16 protein-coding genes and 1 riboswitch are annotated in these 15,706 nt (G+C 73.2%); of the genes, 8 read left to right on the top strand and 8 right to left on the bottom strand.

Annotated features, from left to right (window positions below; translation table 11 throughout):
- Positions 1 to 41: 41 nt before the first annotated feature.
- Positions 42 to 539, bottom strand: a complete 498-nt coding sequence (locus tag AB0G50_RS07205) for a methylated-DNA--[protein]-cysteine S-methyltransferase (RefSeq protein ID WP_360103241.1) — start codon at positions 537 to 539, stop codon at positions 42 to 44.
- Positions 536 to 1,801: an AlkA N-terminal domain-containing protein gene (locus tag AB0G50_RS07200; RefSeq protein WP_360103239.1), complete on the bottom strand. Its 1,266-nt coding sequence runs from the start codon at positions 1,799 to 1,801 to the stop codon at positions 536 to 538. Before AB0G50_RS07200 ends, AB0G50_RS07205 begins: the two co-directional genes overlap by 4 nt.
- 79 nt (positions 1,802 to 1,880) lie before the next feature.
- On the opposite strand from AB0G50_RS07200, the gene ychF reads away from it, so the two are divergent.
- Entirely contained in the window at positions 1,881 to 2,960 is a 1,080-nt protein-coding gene (ychF, locus tag AB0G50_RS07195) for a redox-regulated ATPase YchF (RefSeq protein ID WP_360103237.1), read from the top strand.
- Between the two features lie 39 nt (positions 2,961 to 2,999).
- Here ychF and AB0G50_RS07190 read toward each other — a convergent pair whose 3' ends face one another.
- Positions 3,000 to 3,518 (bottom strand): hypothetical protein, encoded by a 519-nt coding sequence (locus AB0G50_RS07190; RefSeq protein ID WP_360103235.1) that lies wholly within the window; start codon positions 3,516 to 3,518, stop codon positions 3,000 to 3,002.
- Between the two features lie 412 nt (positions 3,519 to 3,930).
- Between AB0G50_RS07190 and AB0G50_RS07185 the strand changes: the two genes are divergently transcribed.
- Positions 3,931 to 5,058, top strand: coding sequence for a mannosyltransferase (locus AB0G50_RS07185; RefSeq protein ID WP_360103233.1), 1,128 nt, complete (start codon positions 3,931 to 3,933; stop codon positions 5,056 to 5,058).
- Here the strand turns inward: AB0G50_RS07185 and AB0G50_RS07180 are convergent.
- A complete protein-coding gene (locus AB0G50_RS07180; RefSeq protein ID WP_360103231.1) occupies positions 5,020 to 5,307 on the bottom strand; it encodes a 4a-hydroxytetrahydrobiopterin dehydratase in 288 nt (95 codons plus the stop codon). The two genes, AB0G50_RS07185 and AB0G50_RS07180, sit on opposite strands and share 39 nt — an antisense overlap.
- A 32-nt stretch (positions 5,308 to 5,339) precedes the next feature.
- Positions 5,340 to 5,452, top strand: a riboswitch (TPP riboswitch).
- Between AB0G50_RS07180 and AB0G50_RS07175 the strand changes: the two genes are divergently transcribed.
- The 3 genes from AB0G50_RS07175 to AB0G50_RS07165 all read left to right on the top strand — a co-directional run bounded on the left by AB0G50_RS07175 (position 5,441) and on the right by AB0G50_RS07165 (position 9,020).
- Positions 5,441 to 6,469, top strand: a complete 1,029-nt coding sequence (locus tag AB0G50_RS07175) for a thiamine ABC transporter substrate-binding protein (protein ID WP_360103498.1) — start codon at positions 5,441 to 5,443, stop codon at positions 6,467 to 6,469. It overlaps the preceding riboswitch by 12 nt.
- A gap of 17 nt (positions 6,470 to 6,486) precedes the next feature.
- Positions 6,487 to 8,034, top strand: a complete 1,548-nt coding sequence (locus AB0G50_RS07170; protein ID WP_360103496.1) for an iron ABC transporter permease — start codon at positions 6,487 to 6,489, stop codon at positions 8,032 to 8,034.
- On the top strand, positions 8,034 to 9,020 hold the full coding sequence (locus tag AB0G50_RS07165; RefSeq protein WP_360103229.1) for an ABC transporter ATP-binding protein: 987 nt from the start codon (positions 8,034 to 8,036) through the stop codon (positions 9,018 to 9,020). The genes AB0G50_RS07170 and AB0G50_RS07165 overlap by 1 nt, the downstream gene beginning before the upstream one ends.
- On the opposite strand, the gene AB0G50_RS07160 is transcribed toward AB0G50_RS07165, so the two are convergent.
- The 4 genes from AB0G50_RS07160 to AB0G50_RS07145 are packed head-to-tail and all read right to left on the bottom strand — an operon-like array spanning position 9,010 to position 12,469.
- Positions 9,010 to 9,513, bottom strand: coding sequence for a GNAT family N-acetyltransferase (locus AB0G50_RS07160; RefSeq protein ID WP_360103227.1), 504 nt, complete (start codon positions 9,511 to 9,513; stop codon positions 9,010 to 9,012). The two genes, AB0G50_RS07165 and AB0G50_RS07160, sit on opposite strands and share 11 nt — an antisense overlap.
- Before the next feature lie 3 nt (positions 9,514 to 9,516).
- Positions 9,517 to 10,350, bottom strand: a complete 834-nt coding sequence (locus tag AB0G50_RS07155) for an ABC transporter permease (RefSeq protein ID WP_360103225.1) — start codon at positions 10,348 to 10,350, stop codon at positions 9,517 to 9,519.
- Positions 10,347 to 11,360 carry an ABC transporter ATP-binding protein gene (locus tag AB0G50_RS07150; protein ID WP_360103223.1) on the bottom strand — a complete coding sequence of 338 codons (1,014 nt, stop codon included), beginning with the start codon at positions 11,358 to 11,360 and terminating at the stop codon, positions 10,347 to 10,349. Before AB0G50_RS07150 ends, AB0G50_RS07155 begins: the two co-directional genes overlap by 4 nt.
- Positions 11,357 to 12,469 (bottom strand): hypothetical protein, encoded by a 1,113-nt coding sequence (locus tag AB0G50_RS07145; RefSeq protein WP_360103221.1) that lies wholly within the window; start codon positions 12,467 to 12,469, stop codon positions 11,357 to 11,359. The genes AB0G50_RS07150 and AB0G50_RS07145 overlap by 4 nt, the downstream gene beginning before the upstream one ends.
- 156 nt (positions 12,470 to 12,625) lie before the next feature.
- Between AB0G50_RS07145 and AB0G50_RS07140 the strand changes: the two genes are divergently transcribed.
- The 3 genes from AB0G50_RS07140 to AB0G50_RS07130 all read left to right on the top strand — a co-directional run bounded on the left by AB0G50_RS07140 (position 12,626) and on the right by AB0G50_RS07130 (position 15,584).
- A complete protein-coding gene (locus AB0G50_RS07140; protein WP_360103219.1) occupies positions 12,626 to 13,336 on the top strand; it encodes a response regulator transcription factor in 711 nt (236 codons plus the stop codon).
- A gap of 130 nt (positions 13,337 to 13,466) precedes the next feature.
- Positions 13,467 to 14,735: an ATP-binding protein gene (locus AB0G50_RS07135; protein WP_360103494.1), complete on the top strand. Its 1,269-nt coding sequence runs from the start codon at positions 13,467 to 13,469 to the stop codon at positions 14,733 to 14,735.
- A 24-nt stretch (positions 14,736 to 14,759) separates the two neighbouring features.
- Positions 14,760 to 15,584 carry an NUDIX domain-containing protein gene (locus AB0G50_RS07130; protein WP_360103217.1) on the top strand — a complete coding sequence of 275 codons (825 nt, stop codon included), beginning with the start codon at positions 14,760 to 14,762 and terminating at the stop codon, positions 15,582 to 15,584.
- The last annotated feature ends 122 nt before the right edge of the window (positions 15,585 to 15,706 follow it).

The following is a 15,706-nucleotide window of genomic DNA, read 5'->3' as shown; positions in this document are numbered from 1 at the left end:
GCGCAAGCCCGCGCGGCGGCCGGGTCGACGCGGTCGGCGGGTCAGGACTCGTGGGCGAGCAGCCAGCGCTTGGCGGCCGGGCCCCAGCGGAAGTCGCCGATCGCCCCGCCGGTGCGCACCACGCGGTGGCACGGCACGAACAGCGTCGCGGCGTTGCGGGCGCAGGCCGACGCCGCCGCGCGCACCGCCGCCGGACGGCCCGCGAGCAGGGCGTGGTCGGCGTAGCTGATCGGCTTGCCCGCGGGCACCGTGCGCAACGCCTCCCACGCCTGCTCGGTGAACGCGCCGCCGCGCTGGCGCACCGGCACGTCCGCGATCACGTCCAGGTCGCCGCCGTGGTAGGCCCGCACCGCGCGGGTCACCTGACCGAGGTCGCGGCGTGCGGTCAGCTCCACCGGCCGCAGCGACGGCGACACCTGCGGCAGCAGGTCGTCGGCGGTGCCGGTCCAGCCACTGGCCAGCACGGCGCCGTCGGGTGCCACCACGGCGGTGAACGGTCCGATCGGAGTGTCCACAGTGGACACGAATGCGTTGGTCACGCGGTCCTCCCGAGATGCATGGCGGCGTAGGAGCGCCACGGGCGCCACGCCGCGTTGTCGGTCAGCGGCACGTCGGGCGCGCCCAACACGCGCATCACGACCCGCCGCGCGATGTCCGGTCCGACGCCGGGGAACGCGGCCAGCTCGGCCAGCAGTTCGTCGGCGTCCCGACCCACGTCGACCACCAGCGCGCCGGACGCGAGCGCCCGCGCCACCGGCGAGTCCAGGTCCGCCGGCGCCGGGTAGAGGTGGGTGACCGGACCGTCCGGCACGATCAGCGGCTCGCCCGGCGAGGTGTGCCCGAGCAGCCGCAACAGCGTTTCCGCGCCGTCCACGCTGCCCGGCAGCCGGACGCCCGGCCGGGACCGCACGAGTGGCCGCAGCACGGGGTCCGACCCGAGGAACGCGTCCACCGCGTGCGGGTCGGCGTCCAGGTCGAGCAGCCGGCGCACCCGGCTGACCGCGCTGCCCAGGTCGCGCAGGTCGGCCAGCCGCAGCGTGCACGACACGTGCCCGTCGCCCGGCTCCAGCAGCACGGTGCCCTGCCCGAACGCCAGCCGCAGCGACCGGGCGTACGAGGTCGGCGTCACGTGCTCGACGCCCGGGATCGCCTCGGCCGCGAAGAACGCCAGCAGCCCCTCGTCGTCGAACGGCGGCCGGTAGGGCAGCCGCAGCGTGATCCGGCCGGGCGCGCCCGCCGCGCACCGGCGCGACCGCATCTCCGACGGCGTGGAGGCGAACACCGTGCGGATCGTGTCGTTGAACTGGCGCACGCTCGCGAACCCGGCGGCGAACGCGATGTCGGTGAACGACAGGTCCGTGGTCTCGATCAGCAGCCGGGCCGAGTGCGCGCGGTGCGCCCGGGCGAGCGCGAGCGGGCCGGCGCCGAGTTCGGCGGTCAACACCCTGGTCAGGTGCCGTTCCGAGTAGCCGAGCCGGGCCGCGAGCCCCGGCACGCCGGACCGCTCCACCACGCCGTCGGAGATCAGCCGCATGGCGCGGGCGGCGAGGTCGGCCCGCAGGTTCCACTCGGGTGAGCCCGGCACCGCGTCCGGCAGGCAGCGGCGGCACGCGCGGTAGCCGGCCGACTGCGCGGCGGCGGCCGTGGCGTAGAACTCGGCGTTGCGGCGCTTGGGCGTGACCGCCGGGCACGACGGTCGGCAGTAGATCCTGGTGGTCCGGACGGCGAGGATGAAGCACCCGTCGAAGCGGGCGTCGCGGGCGGCGACGGCTCGGTAGGCGCGTTCTGGGTCGAGCAGCACGCCGACCACTCTGCCAGGGCCGGAACCAGGGGTCTCGCGGGAATCGGACACGGGCGTGCACCGCGTAGACTCACCCACCGTGAGTTTGACCCTCGGTATCGTCGGCCTGCCCAACGTCGGCAAGTCCACCCTGTTCAACGCGCTGACCCGCAACGACGTGCTCGCGGCGAACTACCCGTTCGCCACGATCGAGCCCAACGTCGGCGTGGTGCCGTTGCCGGACGCCCGCCTCGGCAAGCTGGCGGAGATCTTCGGCTCCGAGCGCGAGGTGCCCGCCGTGGTGTCGTTCGTCGACATCGCCGGAATCGTGAAGGGCGCGTCCGAAGGCGCGGGCCTCGGCAACAAGTTCCTCGCGAACATCCGCGAGGCGAACGCGATCTGCCAGGTCGTGCGCGTGTTCGCCGACTCGGACGTGATCCACGTCGACGACCGGGTCGACCCCGGCTCGGACATCGAGACGATCAACACCGAGCTGATCCTGGCCGACCTCCAGACCCTGGAGAAGGCCGTGCCGCGGCTGGAGAAGGAGGCGCGCACCCAGAAGGACCGCCGCCCGGCGCTGGACGCGGCCGTCAAGGCCAAGGAGATCCTCGACGGCGGTCGCACGCTGTTCTCCTCCCAGTCCGAAGTGGACGGTGAGCTGCTGCGCGAGCTGAGCCTGCTGACCACCAAGCCGTTCCTGTACGTGTTCAACGCGGACGAGGCGGTGCTGACCGACGAGGCGCGGCTCAAGGAGCTGCGCGAACTCGTGGCGCCGGCCGACGCGGTGTTCCTGGACGCGAAGGTCGAGGCGGAGCTGCTGGAGCTGGACGAGGAGTCGGCCCGGGAGCTGCTGGAGTCGATCGGCCAGCACGAGCCGGGTCTGCACGCCCTGGCCCGCGCCGGTTTCCACACGCTGGGCCTCCAGACCTACCTGACGGCGGGTCCGAAGGAGTCGCGCGCGTGGACCATCCCGCAGGGCGCGACGGCCCCGCAGGCGGCGGGCGTCATCCACACCGATTTCGAACGCGGCTTCATCAAGGCCGAGGTGGTCTCGTTCGCGGACCTGGTGGACGCGGGCTCGATGGCCGCCGCGAAAGCCGCAGGAAAGGTCCGCATGGAGGGCAAGGACTACGTCATGGCCGACGGCGACGTCGTGGAGTTCCGCTTCAACGTGTGACGCGGTCGGGGTGCGCGTGAGCGCGCGCACCCCTCGTGGTCACGCCGGGTCGAGCGACCTCTCGGCCGCGTCGAGCAGCTCCTTGCGGTAGCGGCCCGGCCGGTCCTCGGGCGCGTCCATGTAGGGCAGTTCCGCCTTCATCGCCTGGATGTGGGCGAGCAACTCCGGACCTGAGGCGTCCGGGTGATCGGCGAGGAACGCGTTGCCGACGCCCGTCCAGTAGTCGATGGCGGCACCGGCGGTCCGGGCGGCAAACTTCACGTCCTGGTCGAGCGAGGCGCCCCAGAGTTCGTAGCGCTCCTCGAAGTCCTGCCTGAGCATCTGGTTGTCGGCGTAGGAGATCGCGTCCGACAGGCGCTCGGCCAGTGGGCCGCCCTCGGCCGTCGACCGGGCTTCCTCGAGCAGTTCCAGGAGTTTCCGCCCACCGCGGAATCGGCTCTTGGGCGCACTGGCGATGTGGTCGAGGACGCGGACGACCGCCGCGCGCACGTCACCCTCGGCGAGATCACGGGTTTGTTCGAGCTGGAGTTCGAGGTTCCAGTCGGATCTGACGCTCATGCTTCGTCAGTCTGCGTACGTGACTCGACGGCCCGAGAGGGAACAGCGGAAGATCATCCGGACGGACGCGGTAGCCTTTCGGCGATGTGCGGGGTGGGGGAGCACGAGCAGGTCCGACCCTCTGTGGCGAGGGCCGGACCCGGGGCTCAGTGCAGCTGGTTGCGGCTGTGGCGGGCCAGGGCGAAGACGCCCCCGGCGGTGCCCAGCATGCCGAGTGCTGCGATGGTGAACACGACGATGTCGGCGGTCATGCGAATCCCCTTGCGATTGACTCTCCACTCGTCTTGACGTCCGGGTACCCGGAATCGTTCGCAGTCAGTCGTGAAATTCACGCGATCGTGCAGGAGGTCACACGGTGGACGTGCGCGCACTCGAAAAACGGGTGCTCTCCGTAGCGCCTTGGATCTTCGGCGTGTCCGTGCTGGGACATCTGCTCATGGTCGCGTTCCAGACGAAGATGACCATGGTGGACCTGATGGTCTACCGGAACGCCTCGCCCGAGCTGTTCACCGGCAACCTCTACGAGTGGCGGCTCAAGGAGTTCTCCGACCAGTTCGCGCTGCCGTTCACCTACCCGCCGTTCTCCGCGTTCGTCTTCCTCCCGCTGTCCTGGGTGCCGTGGGTGGTCGCGCGCTGGTTCTGGCAGCTGCTGTCGCTCGCCTGCCTGTGGTTCCTCACCAGCCGCAGCCTGATGATCATGAAGCGGCACGACCCGAGGCGGGCCCTGCTGTGGACCGGGCTGTTCATCTGGGTCGAGCCGGTGCGCACCACGCTCAACTACGGCCAGATCAACCTCGTGCTGGCGGCACTGCTGATCGGCACGCTCGTCGCCACCCGGAGCGCCGTCCAGGGGCTCGGCGTCGGCGTCGCGGCGGGTCTCAAGCTCACGCCCGCGATCTCCGGGCTCTACTTCCTCGTCACGCGGCAGTACCGGGCGGCCGTGTACTCGGCGGTCGCGTTCGCCGGCACGGTCGGGCTCGGGTACGCGGTCTCGGCGTCCCAGTCGCACCGGTTCTGGTTCGAGCTGCTGGGCGACGCGAGCCGGGTCGGGCCGGTCGGGTCGGCGATCAACCAGTCGCTGCGCGGCGCGCTGTCCCGCTCCGTCGGCCACGACGTGGGCACCGGGCCGATCTTCCTGGCCGGCGCGGCGGTGGCCGTGGTGCTCACCGGGTTCGCGCTGTACCACGCGCGCAAGGCGGACGACACGCTCGCGATGATCGTCGCGGTGCAGTTCCTCGGCCTGCTGGTGAGCCCCATCTCGTGGAGCCACCACTGGGTCTGGATGGCGCCCGCGCTGCTCTGGCTGCTCTACCGGGCGGAGCACCGACTGGCCAGGATCACGGCGGGCGCGTGGGTCCTGGCCGTCGGCAGCTACCTGATCTCGATCCTGCTCAAGGTCCAGCCGAGCATCTGGATCATCGAACGACCCTGGTACTGGGCCGCGCTCGGCTGGGTCTACCCGGCGGTGGGCCTGCTCACGCTGGTGGCGATCGCCGTGGAGCTACGCGTCAAGCAGCCGGTCGATCTCCTGCGCCAGTGACACGTCCAACGTGGTGATCCCCCCGGCGGAGTGCGTGCTGCACCGGAAGGTCAGCGTGTTCCACCGGATGTCGATGTCCGGGTGGTGGTCGCTCGACTCGGCGACCTCCGCCACGGCGTTCACCACCGCGATGGCCTCCCGGAACCCGGCCAGTTCGGCGGTCCGCACGAGCGAGGCGTCCTGGGCGGTCCACCCGGCCAGGTGGGAGAGGGCTTCGGTGATCTGGTCGTCCGTCAGCAGTTCGGCCATGTCCTGATCGTCCCACCGCGTGGGTTACGCTGCGCGTCCACCACGGGAGTCCGGTGCGCCGGGCTGAGAGGAGGGCACGCCAGCCCTCGACCGTCCACACCTGATCCGGATCATGCCGGTGTAGGGAGAGATGATGTTCCGACGTGTGCTGACCGCGTCCACCGCGCTCGCGCTGCTGGCCGGGTGCTCGGTCGCCGCCGAACAGCCCAAGGCCGACCGCACCGTCACGCTGGTGACGCACGACTCGTTCGCGGTCAAGCAGGAGCAGCTGGACGCGTTCAAGAACGAGACCGGCATCACCGTCAAGACGCTGGCCAGCGGTGACGCGGGCGAGTTGACCAACAAGCTGGTGCTGACCAAGAGCAGCCCGATCGGCGACGTCGCGTTCGGCGTCGACTCCACGTTCGCCTCCCGCGCGCTCAAGGAAGGCGTGTTCGCCGACTACGAGAGCGCCGAGGACGCCAAGGGCGCCAACCGCTACCAGGTCGGCTCCGGCAAGCAGCTGCACGCGGTCGACGTCGGCGACGTGTGCGTGAACGTGGACACCGCGGCCCTCAAGGACAAGGGCGCGCCGAAGACCTACGCGGACCTGACCGACCCGAAGTACAAGGACCTGCTGGTCGTGGAGGACCCGGCGACCTCGTCGCCCGGCCTCGCGTTCCTGCTCGGCACGATCTCCGAGTTCGGCGAGAACGGCTGGCAGGACTACTGGTCCAAGCTCAAGGCGAACGGCGTGAAGGTCGTCAGCGGCTGGGAGGAGGCCTACACGCAGGACTTCTCCGGCTCCAGCGGCAAGGGCCCGCGCCCCATCGTGGTGTCCTACGCCTCGTCGCCGTCGGCCGAGATCGGCGACGACGGTCAGCCGCGCACCACCGCGCTGCTCGACACGTGCTACCGGCAGGTCGAGTACGCGGGCGTGCTGAACGGCACCAAGAACGCCGACGACGCGCGCAAGGTCGTGGACTTCCTGCTGGGCGAGAAGTTCCAGGCCGGCGTGGCCGAGCAGATGTACGTGTACCCGTCGCGCGAGGGCGTCGCGCTGCCCGAGTCGTGGACCAAGGCGGCGCCGCTGCCGGAGAAGTCCCGCACCGTGGCGGCGGACAAGCTCGACGCGAACCGCGAGCAGTGGGTGCAGCAGTGGCGCACTCTCGTGCAGGGCTGACCTGGTCGTTCGCCGCGCTGCTGCCCCTGGCGTTCCTGGGGGTGTTCTTCGCCTGGCCCGTGCTGGCGATCGTCGGTCTCGGGCTGGGCGAGGGCGGTGTGCTGCCGGCGCTGGTCGACCCGGCGACCTGGGGCCTGGTCGGGTTCACCCTCGGCCAGGCGGCCGGCGCGACCGCGGTGGCGCTGCTGACCGGGTTGCCGGTCGCGTTCCTGCTGGCCCGCTGCCGGGTGCGCGGCAACGGGGTGGTGCGGGCGGCGGTGATGGTGCCGTTCGTGCTGCCGACCGTGGTGGTGGGCCTGGCCTTCCGGGCGCTGTGGCCCGACGGCGGCGTGCTGCCGATCGTGCTGGCGAACGCGTTCTTCAACGTGGCGGTGGTCGCGCGCACGGTCGGCGGGCTGTGGGCGCGGATCGACCGGCGGGCCGAGGACGCGGCGCGGTCGCTGGGCGCGTCCCGGTTCCGCGCGTTCACCGCGGTGACGCTGCCCGCGCTGGCGCCCGCGATCGGCTCGGCCGCGTCGGTGGTGTTCCTGTTCTGCGCCACCAGTTTCGGCGTCGTGCTGGTGCTCGGCGGCGCGCGGTACCGGACCGTGGAAACCGAGATCTACCTGCGCACTGTGGAGTTGTTCGACCTGTCCGGCGCGGCGGCGCTGTCGCTGGTGCAGTTCGCGGCGGTGGTCGCGGTGCTGCTGATCGGCGGCGTGGCGCGGCGCCGGCGGGAGAAGGCGTTGGTGCTGCGGGAGGAGAGCGCGCGGCGGCCGTCCGGCGGCGAGTGGGGTGTGGTCGCGGCGGCGTGGCTGGTGGTGGCGCTGCTGCTGGCGCCGGTGGTGGGGCTGGTGCTGCGGTCACTGTCCACAACGGACGGGTGGAGCCTCGCGGGCTACCGGGCGCTGGCCGGCACCGGTGAACGCGGCACGCTCGCCGTCACCGGCTGGGACGCCGCGCTCCAGTCCGTGCGCACGGCCACCGACGCGACGCTGGTGGCGCTGGTGGTCGGGATCGGCTCGGCGGTGGTGCTGGTCGGGTTGCGCCGGCACCGGTCGTGGTTCGCGGAAACCCTGGACACCGCGCTGATGCTGCCGCTCGGGGTGTCCGCCGTCACGCTCGGCTTCGGCTACCTGATCACCATGGACGCGCTGCCCGGCGACTTCCGCACCTCGCCGCTGCTGGTGCCGCTGGCCCAGGCGCTGGTGGTGACGCCGCTGGTGGTGCGGATCGTGCTGCCGGTGCTGCGCGCGGTGGACGAGCGGTTGCGCCAGGCCGCCGCGACGCTGGGCGCGCCGCCGTGGCGGGTGTGGCGCGAGGTCGACCTGCCGCTCGCCTCGCGCTCGCTGGTGGCCGCCGCCGGGTTCGGGTTCGTGGTGGCACTGGGCGAGTTCGGCGCGACCGGGTTCCTGGCGCGGCCGGACACGCCGACGCTGCCGGTGGTGATCGCCCGGCTGATGTCGCGGCCCGGTCAGCTCAACAGCCAGATGGCCTACGCGGCGTGCGCGCTGCTGATGGTCGTGACGACGGTCGCCGTGCTGCTGGTCGAACGGCTGCGCGTGCCGAGCAGCGGGGAGTTCTGATGTCGTTGGGGCTGACCGGGGTCGGCGTGCGCTACGGCGACGTCGAGGCGGTGTCCGAAGTGGACCTGGAGATCGCCGACGGCGAGGTGGTGGCGCTGCTCGGGCCGTCCGGGTGCGGCAAGTCCACGCTGCTGCGCGCGGTCGCCGGGCTGGAGCGGCCCTCCGCCGGTGCGGTCGCCTGGGACGGCGTCGACCTGGCCGCAACCCCGGTGCACAAAAGGGGTTTCGGGCTGGTGTTCCAGGACGGCCAGCTGTTCCCGCACCGCGACGTGGCGGGCAACGTGGCGTTCGGGCCCCGGATGCGCGGCGAGGACCGGGACACCCGGCACAAGCGGGTGGCCGAGCTGCTCGACCTGGTGGGGTTGAGCGGTTACGCGCGGCGCAAGGTCACCGAGCTGTCCGGCGGTGAGCAGCAGCGGGTCGCGCTGGCCCGCGCGCTCGCGCCGCGACCGAGGTTGCTGCTGCTGGACGAACCGCTGTCCGCGCTGGACCGGGCGCTGCGCGAGCAGCTCGCGGTCGACCTGGCCCGGTTGCTGCGCGACACCGGCGCGACCGCGCTCGTCGTCACGCACGACCACGACGAGGCGTTCACGCTGGCCGACCGGGTGGCCGTGATGCGGGCCGGCCGGATCCGCCAGGTCGGGCCGCCCACCGAGGTCTGGAAGCACCCGGCCGACGTCGACACGGCCCGCTTCCTGGGCTGCGGCAAGGTCCTGGACGCGGACCGGGCGCGGGTGCTCGTCGGGGTGGCGTCCCGGGTCGGGTTGCGGGCCACCGCGCTGCGCGTCGACCCGACCGGACCGCACGAGGCCGAGGTGCTGGAACGGGTGCACCGGCGCGACCACGTGCGACTGCTGGTGCGGCTCGCCGGAGAGGGTGTCGCCGGAGAGGAGTTCGAGGCGGTGGCCCCGGTCGCCGGGCCTCCTGGTCCCGGCGACCGGGTGCGACTGGCCGTCGACCAGGACGGCGTCGCGGTCATCGGCTGAGCTCGTACTCCACGTCGCCGTGCTCGCTGCCCGGGATCGGGTCCGGCCAGTCCTCGAAGAAGGTGCGGACGTGGCGCAGTCCGACCTTCTCCAGCACGTGCCGCGACCCGGTGTTGACCGCCATCGCGGTCGCCACCACCCGGGTCAGTCCTGAGGCGAAACCCTCGGCCACCAACGCCTTCGCCCCCTCGGTGGCGTAGCCGCGGCCCCAGAACGACGGGTGCAGCCGGTACCCCAGCTCGGCCACCCCGTCGGACACCGGGCTCAGCTCGTACCACCCGACGAACGACCCGGACGCCTTCTCGACGCCCGCCCACCAGCCCGTGCCGCCCAGCACGCGCGGCAGCACCTCCGCCTCCACGCGCTCGCGCGGCACGGGCTTCCCGTCCTCGATGTACCGCATGACGCGGGGTTCGCCGAGCAACCACACCAGCGAGTCCAGGTCGGACTCGACGAACTCCCGCAGCGCCAACCGTTCCGTTTCCACGTGCACGGACTAATTGTCCTTGGTCGCCAAGCGGATTGCGGCCAGCGAGACCCCGATGAGGATGTAGCAGGCCGCGAGGCCGGTGGCGTTCCACAGCCCGTCGGTCGGCATCGGGTCGCGCATCACGTCCGTGAGCCCCTCCCACGCCGACGTGATCAGGTACGGCTGCAACCAGTCCAGCGCGGTGAACACCCCGAGCACCGCGGACACGATCACGCCCGCCATCGTCGCCGCCATGACCACCAGCGGGTGCTCGGTGCACGCCGAGATCGCGAGCGCGATCGCCGCCACACCCCACACCTGCACGGTGACCAGCAGGATCGTCAGCACGATCCGACCCACCGCCGCGCCGACGCCCAGCGTCGTGCCGGACAACGTGAGCATCCCGTCGCCGCCGAACAGGATCAGCCCGACGACCGTGCCGACGACCGCGATCAGGGTGACCGCGGCCAACGTCATCGCGGCCACGCCGAACGCCTTCACGAACAGCAGCCGCATCCGCCCGATCGGCGAGATCAGCAGCCCGCGCAACGTGCCGTGCTGCGCCTCGCCCGCGAGCCCGTCCGCCGCCCAGATCGCGCCGACCAGCGGCAGCAGCAGCGGCAGCGCCAGGAACAGGGTGAACACCGGCAGCAGCAGCCCGTTGCCCGCGATGATCGCCGCGAGACCCGGACCGGCCGTGCCGTCGTCGCCCACCGCGAACCACAACCCGACGCCCGCGAGGACCGGGACCAGGCACAGCGACGCCAGCCCGATCACCGTCCGCGGCCGGCGGAGGATCCACCGCAGCTCCGACCGCAGTTGCCTGCCGAGCGGTGCTCGGACCACGACCGGCGCGCTCATCGGCCGCCCTCCTCGATGGTGTCCACGGCGGTCAGGTTGTGCTCGGACTCCTCGGCCTCGGTCAACCGGGCGAACAGGTCCTCGAGCCCGGTGCGGTGCCGGAGCGCCTCGTGCACCTCGACCCCCGCCTCCACGAGCGTCCGCAGCACCACGGGCGCGGTCGTGCCGATCAGCTCGACCCGGACACCCCGCTCGGTCGGCCGGGCCGAGATCCGGCCCGCGCGCAACGCGTTCAGCGCGTCGTCCACGTCCGGCGTGGTGACCAGCAGCGCGCTGCCGTCCACCTGGAGCAGGTCGGCCAGTTCCCCTTGCGCGACGACGGTTCCCCGGTGCAGCACGGCGACGTGCGTGCAGGTCGCCTCGATCTCGCTGAGCAGGTGCGAGGACACGACGACCGTGCTGCCCGCCTCGTGCAGGTCCGCGATCACCTTGCGCACCTCGCGGGTGCCCGCCGGGTCGAGGCCGTTGGTCGGCTCGTCCAGCACGATCAGCCGGCGCGGCACCAGCAGCGCCGACGCCAGGCCCAGCCGCTGCTTCATGCCGAGCGAGTAGCCCCGGTACCGCCGGTGCGCGGCGCCGCCGAGACCCACGCGCTCCAGCGCGTCCTCCACGGCCCGCTTGATGTCGCCGGACTTCAGCAGCGGCTCGAACGCGGCCACCCGCCGCAGGTTCTCCCGCCCCGACAGGAACGGGTGGAAGCCCGGACCCTCGACCAGCGCGCCCACGTGCGGCAACGCCTGCGCGACACCGTCCGGCAGCGCCGCGCCCAGCAGTTCGACCTCACCCTCGGTCGGTCGCACGAGCCCGAGGAGCATCCGGATCGTGGTGGTCTTGCCCGACCCGTTCGGGCCGAGCATGCCCAGCACCGCGCCCTCGGGCACCTCCAGGTCCACCCGGTCCACCGCGACCGTGCGCCCGTACACCTTGCGCAGTCCCCGCGTCCGGGCGGCGAGGACCGGGGTGGAGCCGGCCTCCGCCGACTCCACCCGCGCGCTGGTCGAGGTGGTCACTTCACCTGACCGATCGCCTCGGTCAGCACCTGCTCCGGGACGGCGCCCGCGGCCACCCGGCCGTCGTCGGCGAGCAGCACGCCGCCGACCCGGGTGGTGATCAGCGTTCCCGATCCCCACGAGCCGCTGACCTGCTTACCCAGCTTCTTGATCAGGCCCTGCACGTCGCCCTGGTCCGGCACCCGCGCGTCCAGCTGCCCGGCCCTCTCCTCGACGCCCTTCTGCACCTCGCCCAGCTGGTCGAGCGGCACGCGGGCGACCACGACGGTGTCCCAGCCCTCGCCGACGACCTTCGGGTCGGCCGCGCCGAGCAGCTGCTCGGCCTTGGCCCTGTCCTCGGCGGTCGGCTTCTCCTCCGTGCCGTCGACGACCTTCGCGCCGGCGGGCGGGGTGAACGCGAACAGGCTCGCGTCCTGCGGGCCGACGGTCAGCTCCGAGAACCCGACCTGGACGGCCGGCGCGTCGGTGCCGTTGGTCAGCACGGACAGCCGCAGCGGGATCCGCAGCTCCGAGTCCACCGCCACGCGCACCTCGCGCAGGACGGTCTTCTCGGTCGGCTTCGGCGTCAGCACCAGCTCGTAGCTCGGCCGGTTCGCCACCCGCGCCGTGCCGTCGACCGACACGGTGCTGTACTCCTTGATCGCCGCCACGACCCGGCGCGCCGCCTCGACCGGGTCGGCCGCGGCCTCGTCGGTCGGGTCGAGCGCCGGCTTCGCGCCGTGCGGCACCTTCGTCACGGTCTGCTTGGCCGAGTCCCACAGCCACGCGGTCTCGCCGTCGTCCACGAACGTCTTCTCGGACTCGCCCGTGGGCAGCTGGACCCGCGCCTTGCCCGCGCCGTCGGTCCACACCCGCAACCCGCTCGCGCCGTCACCCAGCTGCGGGATGCCGGCGACCGCGGGCAGCCCGAGGTCGTTGTTCACCGACACCGACCCGCCCAGCGCGCCCGGCTTCGCGTTCAGCACGGACTCCACCAGCGACTCCGCCGCGACGTCCGGCAGCACCGGCGCGGGACCCGCTCCGGCGGGCATCGCGAGAACCCCCAACCCGGCGACGCCGGCGACCACGCCGACCGCCGCGGCGACGACCGTCACCCTCCTGCGGTTCATGCGCCCTCCTCCCGAGGCGTCGGACAGCTCCTTGCGGCCCGACGTCACCGACACTGCCCGGTCCGGCCTGAGACCCCGCTGAGAGCCTGAGAGCCCGCTGAGGGTCCGACCGCGATTGTGCCCCCGAACCGGCATGCTGGGGTCGTGAGGCCACGGGTGCTGGTAGTTGACGACGAGATCGGCGTCCGTCGCGCGCTGGAGCGCGGCCTGTCGGCGGAGGGCATGGAGGTCGTCACGGCCGCCGACGGCCCCAACGCGCTGCGGGTCGCGCTGACCGGCGCGTTCGACGTGGTGCTGCTGGACATCATGCTGCCCGGGCTGAGCGGGTACCGGGTGTTGCAGCGGATGCGCGCGGAGGGCGTCCGCACGCCGGTGCTGATGGTGTCGGCCAAGGACGGCGAGGTCGACCAGGCCGACGGGCTCGACCTGGGCGCGGACGGCTACCTCGTCAAGCCGTTCTCGTTCGTGGTGCTGGTGGCGCAGGTCAGGGCGTTGCTGCGGCGCCACACGGCGGAGGGCTCCCGGCGTCGGCTCAAGCTCGGCGACCTGGTGGTGGACCGCGCGGTGCGCGAGGTGAGCTGGGCGGGCGAGCCGGTGGCGCTGTCGCCGCGCGAGTACGCGGTGCTCGACGTGCTGGCCTCGCGCGCGGGCTCGGTGGTCACCAAGGACGAGCTGCTGCGCACCGTGTGGGGCGACGAGCAGGCCGCGACCCGCAACGCGGTCGAGGTGTACGTGGGCTACCTGCGGCGCAAGCTCGACGCGATGGGCGCGGGCGAGGTCGTGCGCACCGTGCGGGGTCACGGCTACCTGGCCTCCACGCCCGACCTCGACGCGGCACTGGGTTCCGCGCCGAGCAGGCGTCGGTGACCGCGGGCGGGCGCCTCGTGCGCGGTGGTGATCGGCGGCCGCGCGTCGTGGGGCGGCCCGGCGACCACCGGCCACACCTCACCCGCGCCGGGGGAGCGCGCCGGGCCGTCGCCCTGACGAGCGGGTGTCGGTGAACCCGCGGCACTGGTGGTTGCGGCGGACGTTGCGGTTCCGGATCACCGTCGTGGCCACCGGGGTGGCGCTGCTGTGCCTGCTCGCGTTCACCCTCCTCGCGCCGTTGCTGATCGGGATGGTGCAGGTCAGCGCGGTGGACAAGGAGTTGGCCCGGGCCGGCGCGACGCGCGTGCTCGACACCGCGGGCGTACCGCGCGACGGCGGGCCGCCCACCGACCTGACCCCGTCGGACCTGCGGCAGCTCAAGTCCGGGCAGTCCGTGCTGCGCATCGACGGCGAGAGCGCGCACCGGTGGACCGGCAAGGTGGTGTTCGCCGCCGACGGCACGCCCGAGCTGCACGTCGCCGGTGACGTCCTGGTCGGCTACCAGGAGGCGAACCGGCTGGGCACGCGCTGGCTCGCGCTGGCCGCCGTGCTGGTCGCCGGACTGGTGGGGATCGCGACGTGGCTCGCGGTCCGGTCGTCGCTGCGCCCCGTGGAGCGGATGCGGGTGGCCGCGGCCGAACTGCCGCGCGGGCGCCGGCTGCCGGTGCCTGCGGCGCGCGACGAGCTCCAGGCGCTGGCGGTGGCGTTGAACGCGCTGCTGGCCAGGCGGGACGCGGCCACCGAGCGGTTGCGGCGGTTCACCGGCGACGCCGCGCACGAGCTCAGGTCGCCGGTGACGTCGGTGCGCGCGCAGGCCGAGGTGGCCGTGGCGCACCCGGACCCGGACTTCTCGATCGAGGTGCTGGAGTCGATCGTGGAGGAGTCGCACCGGCTGTCCGCGCTGGTCGACGCCCTGCTGATGCTGGCCCGCGCGGACACCGGCGAGCTGCCGCGCGCCGAACCCGTCGACCTCGCGCTGCGGGCGCAGGCCGCCGTGGACCGGCTCGGCGACACCGATCTGCTCGTGCAACTCAGCTCGCCGATCAGCGCGTGCCTGGTGTCGGCCGCGGGCACCGAGGTCGACCTGGTGATCGACAACCTGCTGCGCAACGCGGTCCGGCACGCCGACACGCTGATCCGGGTGTCCGTGCTGCCGGCCGGCCGCGAGGTGCGGCTGGTCGTGGACGACGACGGCCGCGGCATCCCGGAGGAGCACCGCGTGAAGGTGTTCGACCGCTTCTACCGGGTCGAATCGGACCGGGGGAGGGCCACCGGCGGCTTCGGGCTCGGGCTCGCGCTGGTCGCGCACCTGGTGCGACGAAGGCGCGGCGCGGTGCGTGCCGCCGAGTCGCCCGAAGGCGGCGCGCGGCTGGAAGTGCGCTGGCCCGCCTACCGGTGACCACCGGCCCCTAGGATCTCGACCGTGCCGGAACTGCGAGCGACCACGTTGGTGGACGCCCCGTTGCACACCGTCGCCGCGGCACTGCTGGACGCCCGGCTGCTGACCACGTCGATCCGGGGTCTCGGTGTGCGGATCACCTCGGCCGAACCGCTGCTCCGGGTCGGCGCCGAGCTGGCCGGCTCGGTCGGTCCGGTCAACGGCCGGCTGGTCGTGACGCGGGCCGACGTGACGGGCGTGTCGGCCGAGCTGGTCGGCGGTCCGCTGCCCAGGTTCACCCTGGTCACGGACCTGCTGCACACCGGCGGCGGCACGATGGTGGTCGACTCGGTCGAGTGGGGCAGCCCGGGTGGGCCGTTCGGCAGGCTCGCCGACGTGCTGGTCGGCCGCGGCCTCGCGCTGCGGGTGCTCCAGGCGCGGGCGGACGCGGTGGCGCGGCGGTCGGTGGAGCTGGTCGGCGCGCGGGTGGTCGTGGGCGCGGCCGTGGTGCGCGACGGCGCGGTGCTGGCGCAGCAGCGCGCGTACCCGCCCGACGCCGCCGGCCGCTGGGAACTGCCCGGCGGCGGCGTGGAGCCCGAGGAGCGGGACGTCGACGCGGTGGCCCGCGAGTGTGCCGAGGAGCTGGGCGTGGTCGTGGCGGTGGGCGACCGGATCGGCCCGGACGTGCCGCTGCGCGCGGACCTCCTGCTGCGCGTCTACACGGCCCGGCTCGTGGAGGGCGAGCCCGAGGCCCGCGAACACCTGGCGCTCGCCTGGGTGCCGCCCGAGGAGTTGGACTCCCTCGACTGGCTGCCCGCCGACCGCGTGCTGCTGCCCGCCCTCCACGACCTGCTGGAGCCCCGGGAGTAGCGGCGGGCGCGGACTCGTCCGACCGGGTGCTGCTGCCCGCCCTCCACGACCTGCTGGAGCCCCGGGAGTAGCGGCGGGCGCGGACTCGTCCGACCGGGTGCTGCTGCCCGCCCTCCACGACC

It is taken from the genome of Actinosynnema sp. NPDC020468 (assembly GCF_040642015.1).
Lineage (GTDB): Bacteria > Actinomycetota > Actinomycetes > Mycobacteriales > Pseudonocardiaceae > Actinosynnema.
Note: the sequence above shows the minus strand (reverse complement) of the source record. Positions and strands in the feature narration are given on the sequence as shown.

Bases quoted from the DNA above. Each gene is read 5' to 3' on its own strand.
- AB0G50_RS07145 (WP_360103221.1), bottom strand. From the start codon at position 12,469: ATGAACCGCAGGAGGGTGACGGTCGTCGCCGCGGCGGTCGGCGTGGTC.
- AB0G50_RS07155 (WP_360103225.1), bottom strand. From the start codon at position 10,350: ATGAGCGCGCCGGTCGTGGTCCGAGCACCGCTCGGCAGGCAACTGCGG.
- AB0G50_RS07190 (WP_360103235.1), bottom strand. From the start codon at position 3,518: ATGAGCGTCAGATCCGACTGGAACCTCGAACTCCAGCTCGAACAAACC.
- AB0G50_RS07165 (WP_360103229.1), top strand. From the start codon at position 8,034: ATGTCGTTGGGGCTGACCGGGGTCGGCGTGCGCTACGGCGACGTCGAG.
- AB0G50_RS07175 (WP_360103498.1), top strand. From the start codon at position 5,441: ATGTTCCGACGTGTGCTGACCGCGTCCACCGCGCTCGCGCTGCTGGCC.
- AB0G50_RS07180 (WP_360103231.1), bottom strand. From the start codon at position 5,307: ATGGCCGAACTGCTGACGGACGACCAGATCACCGAAGCCCTCTCCCAC.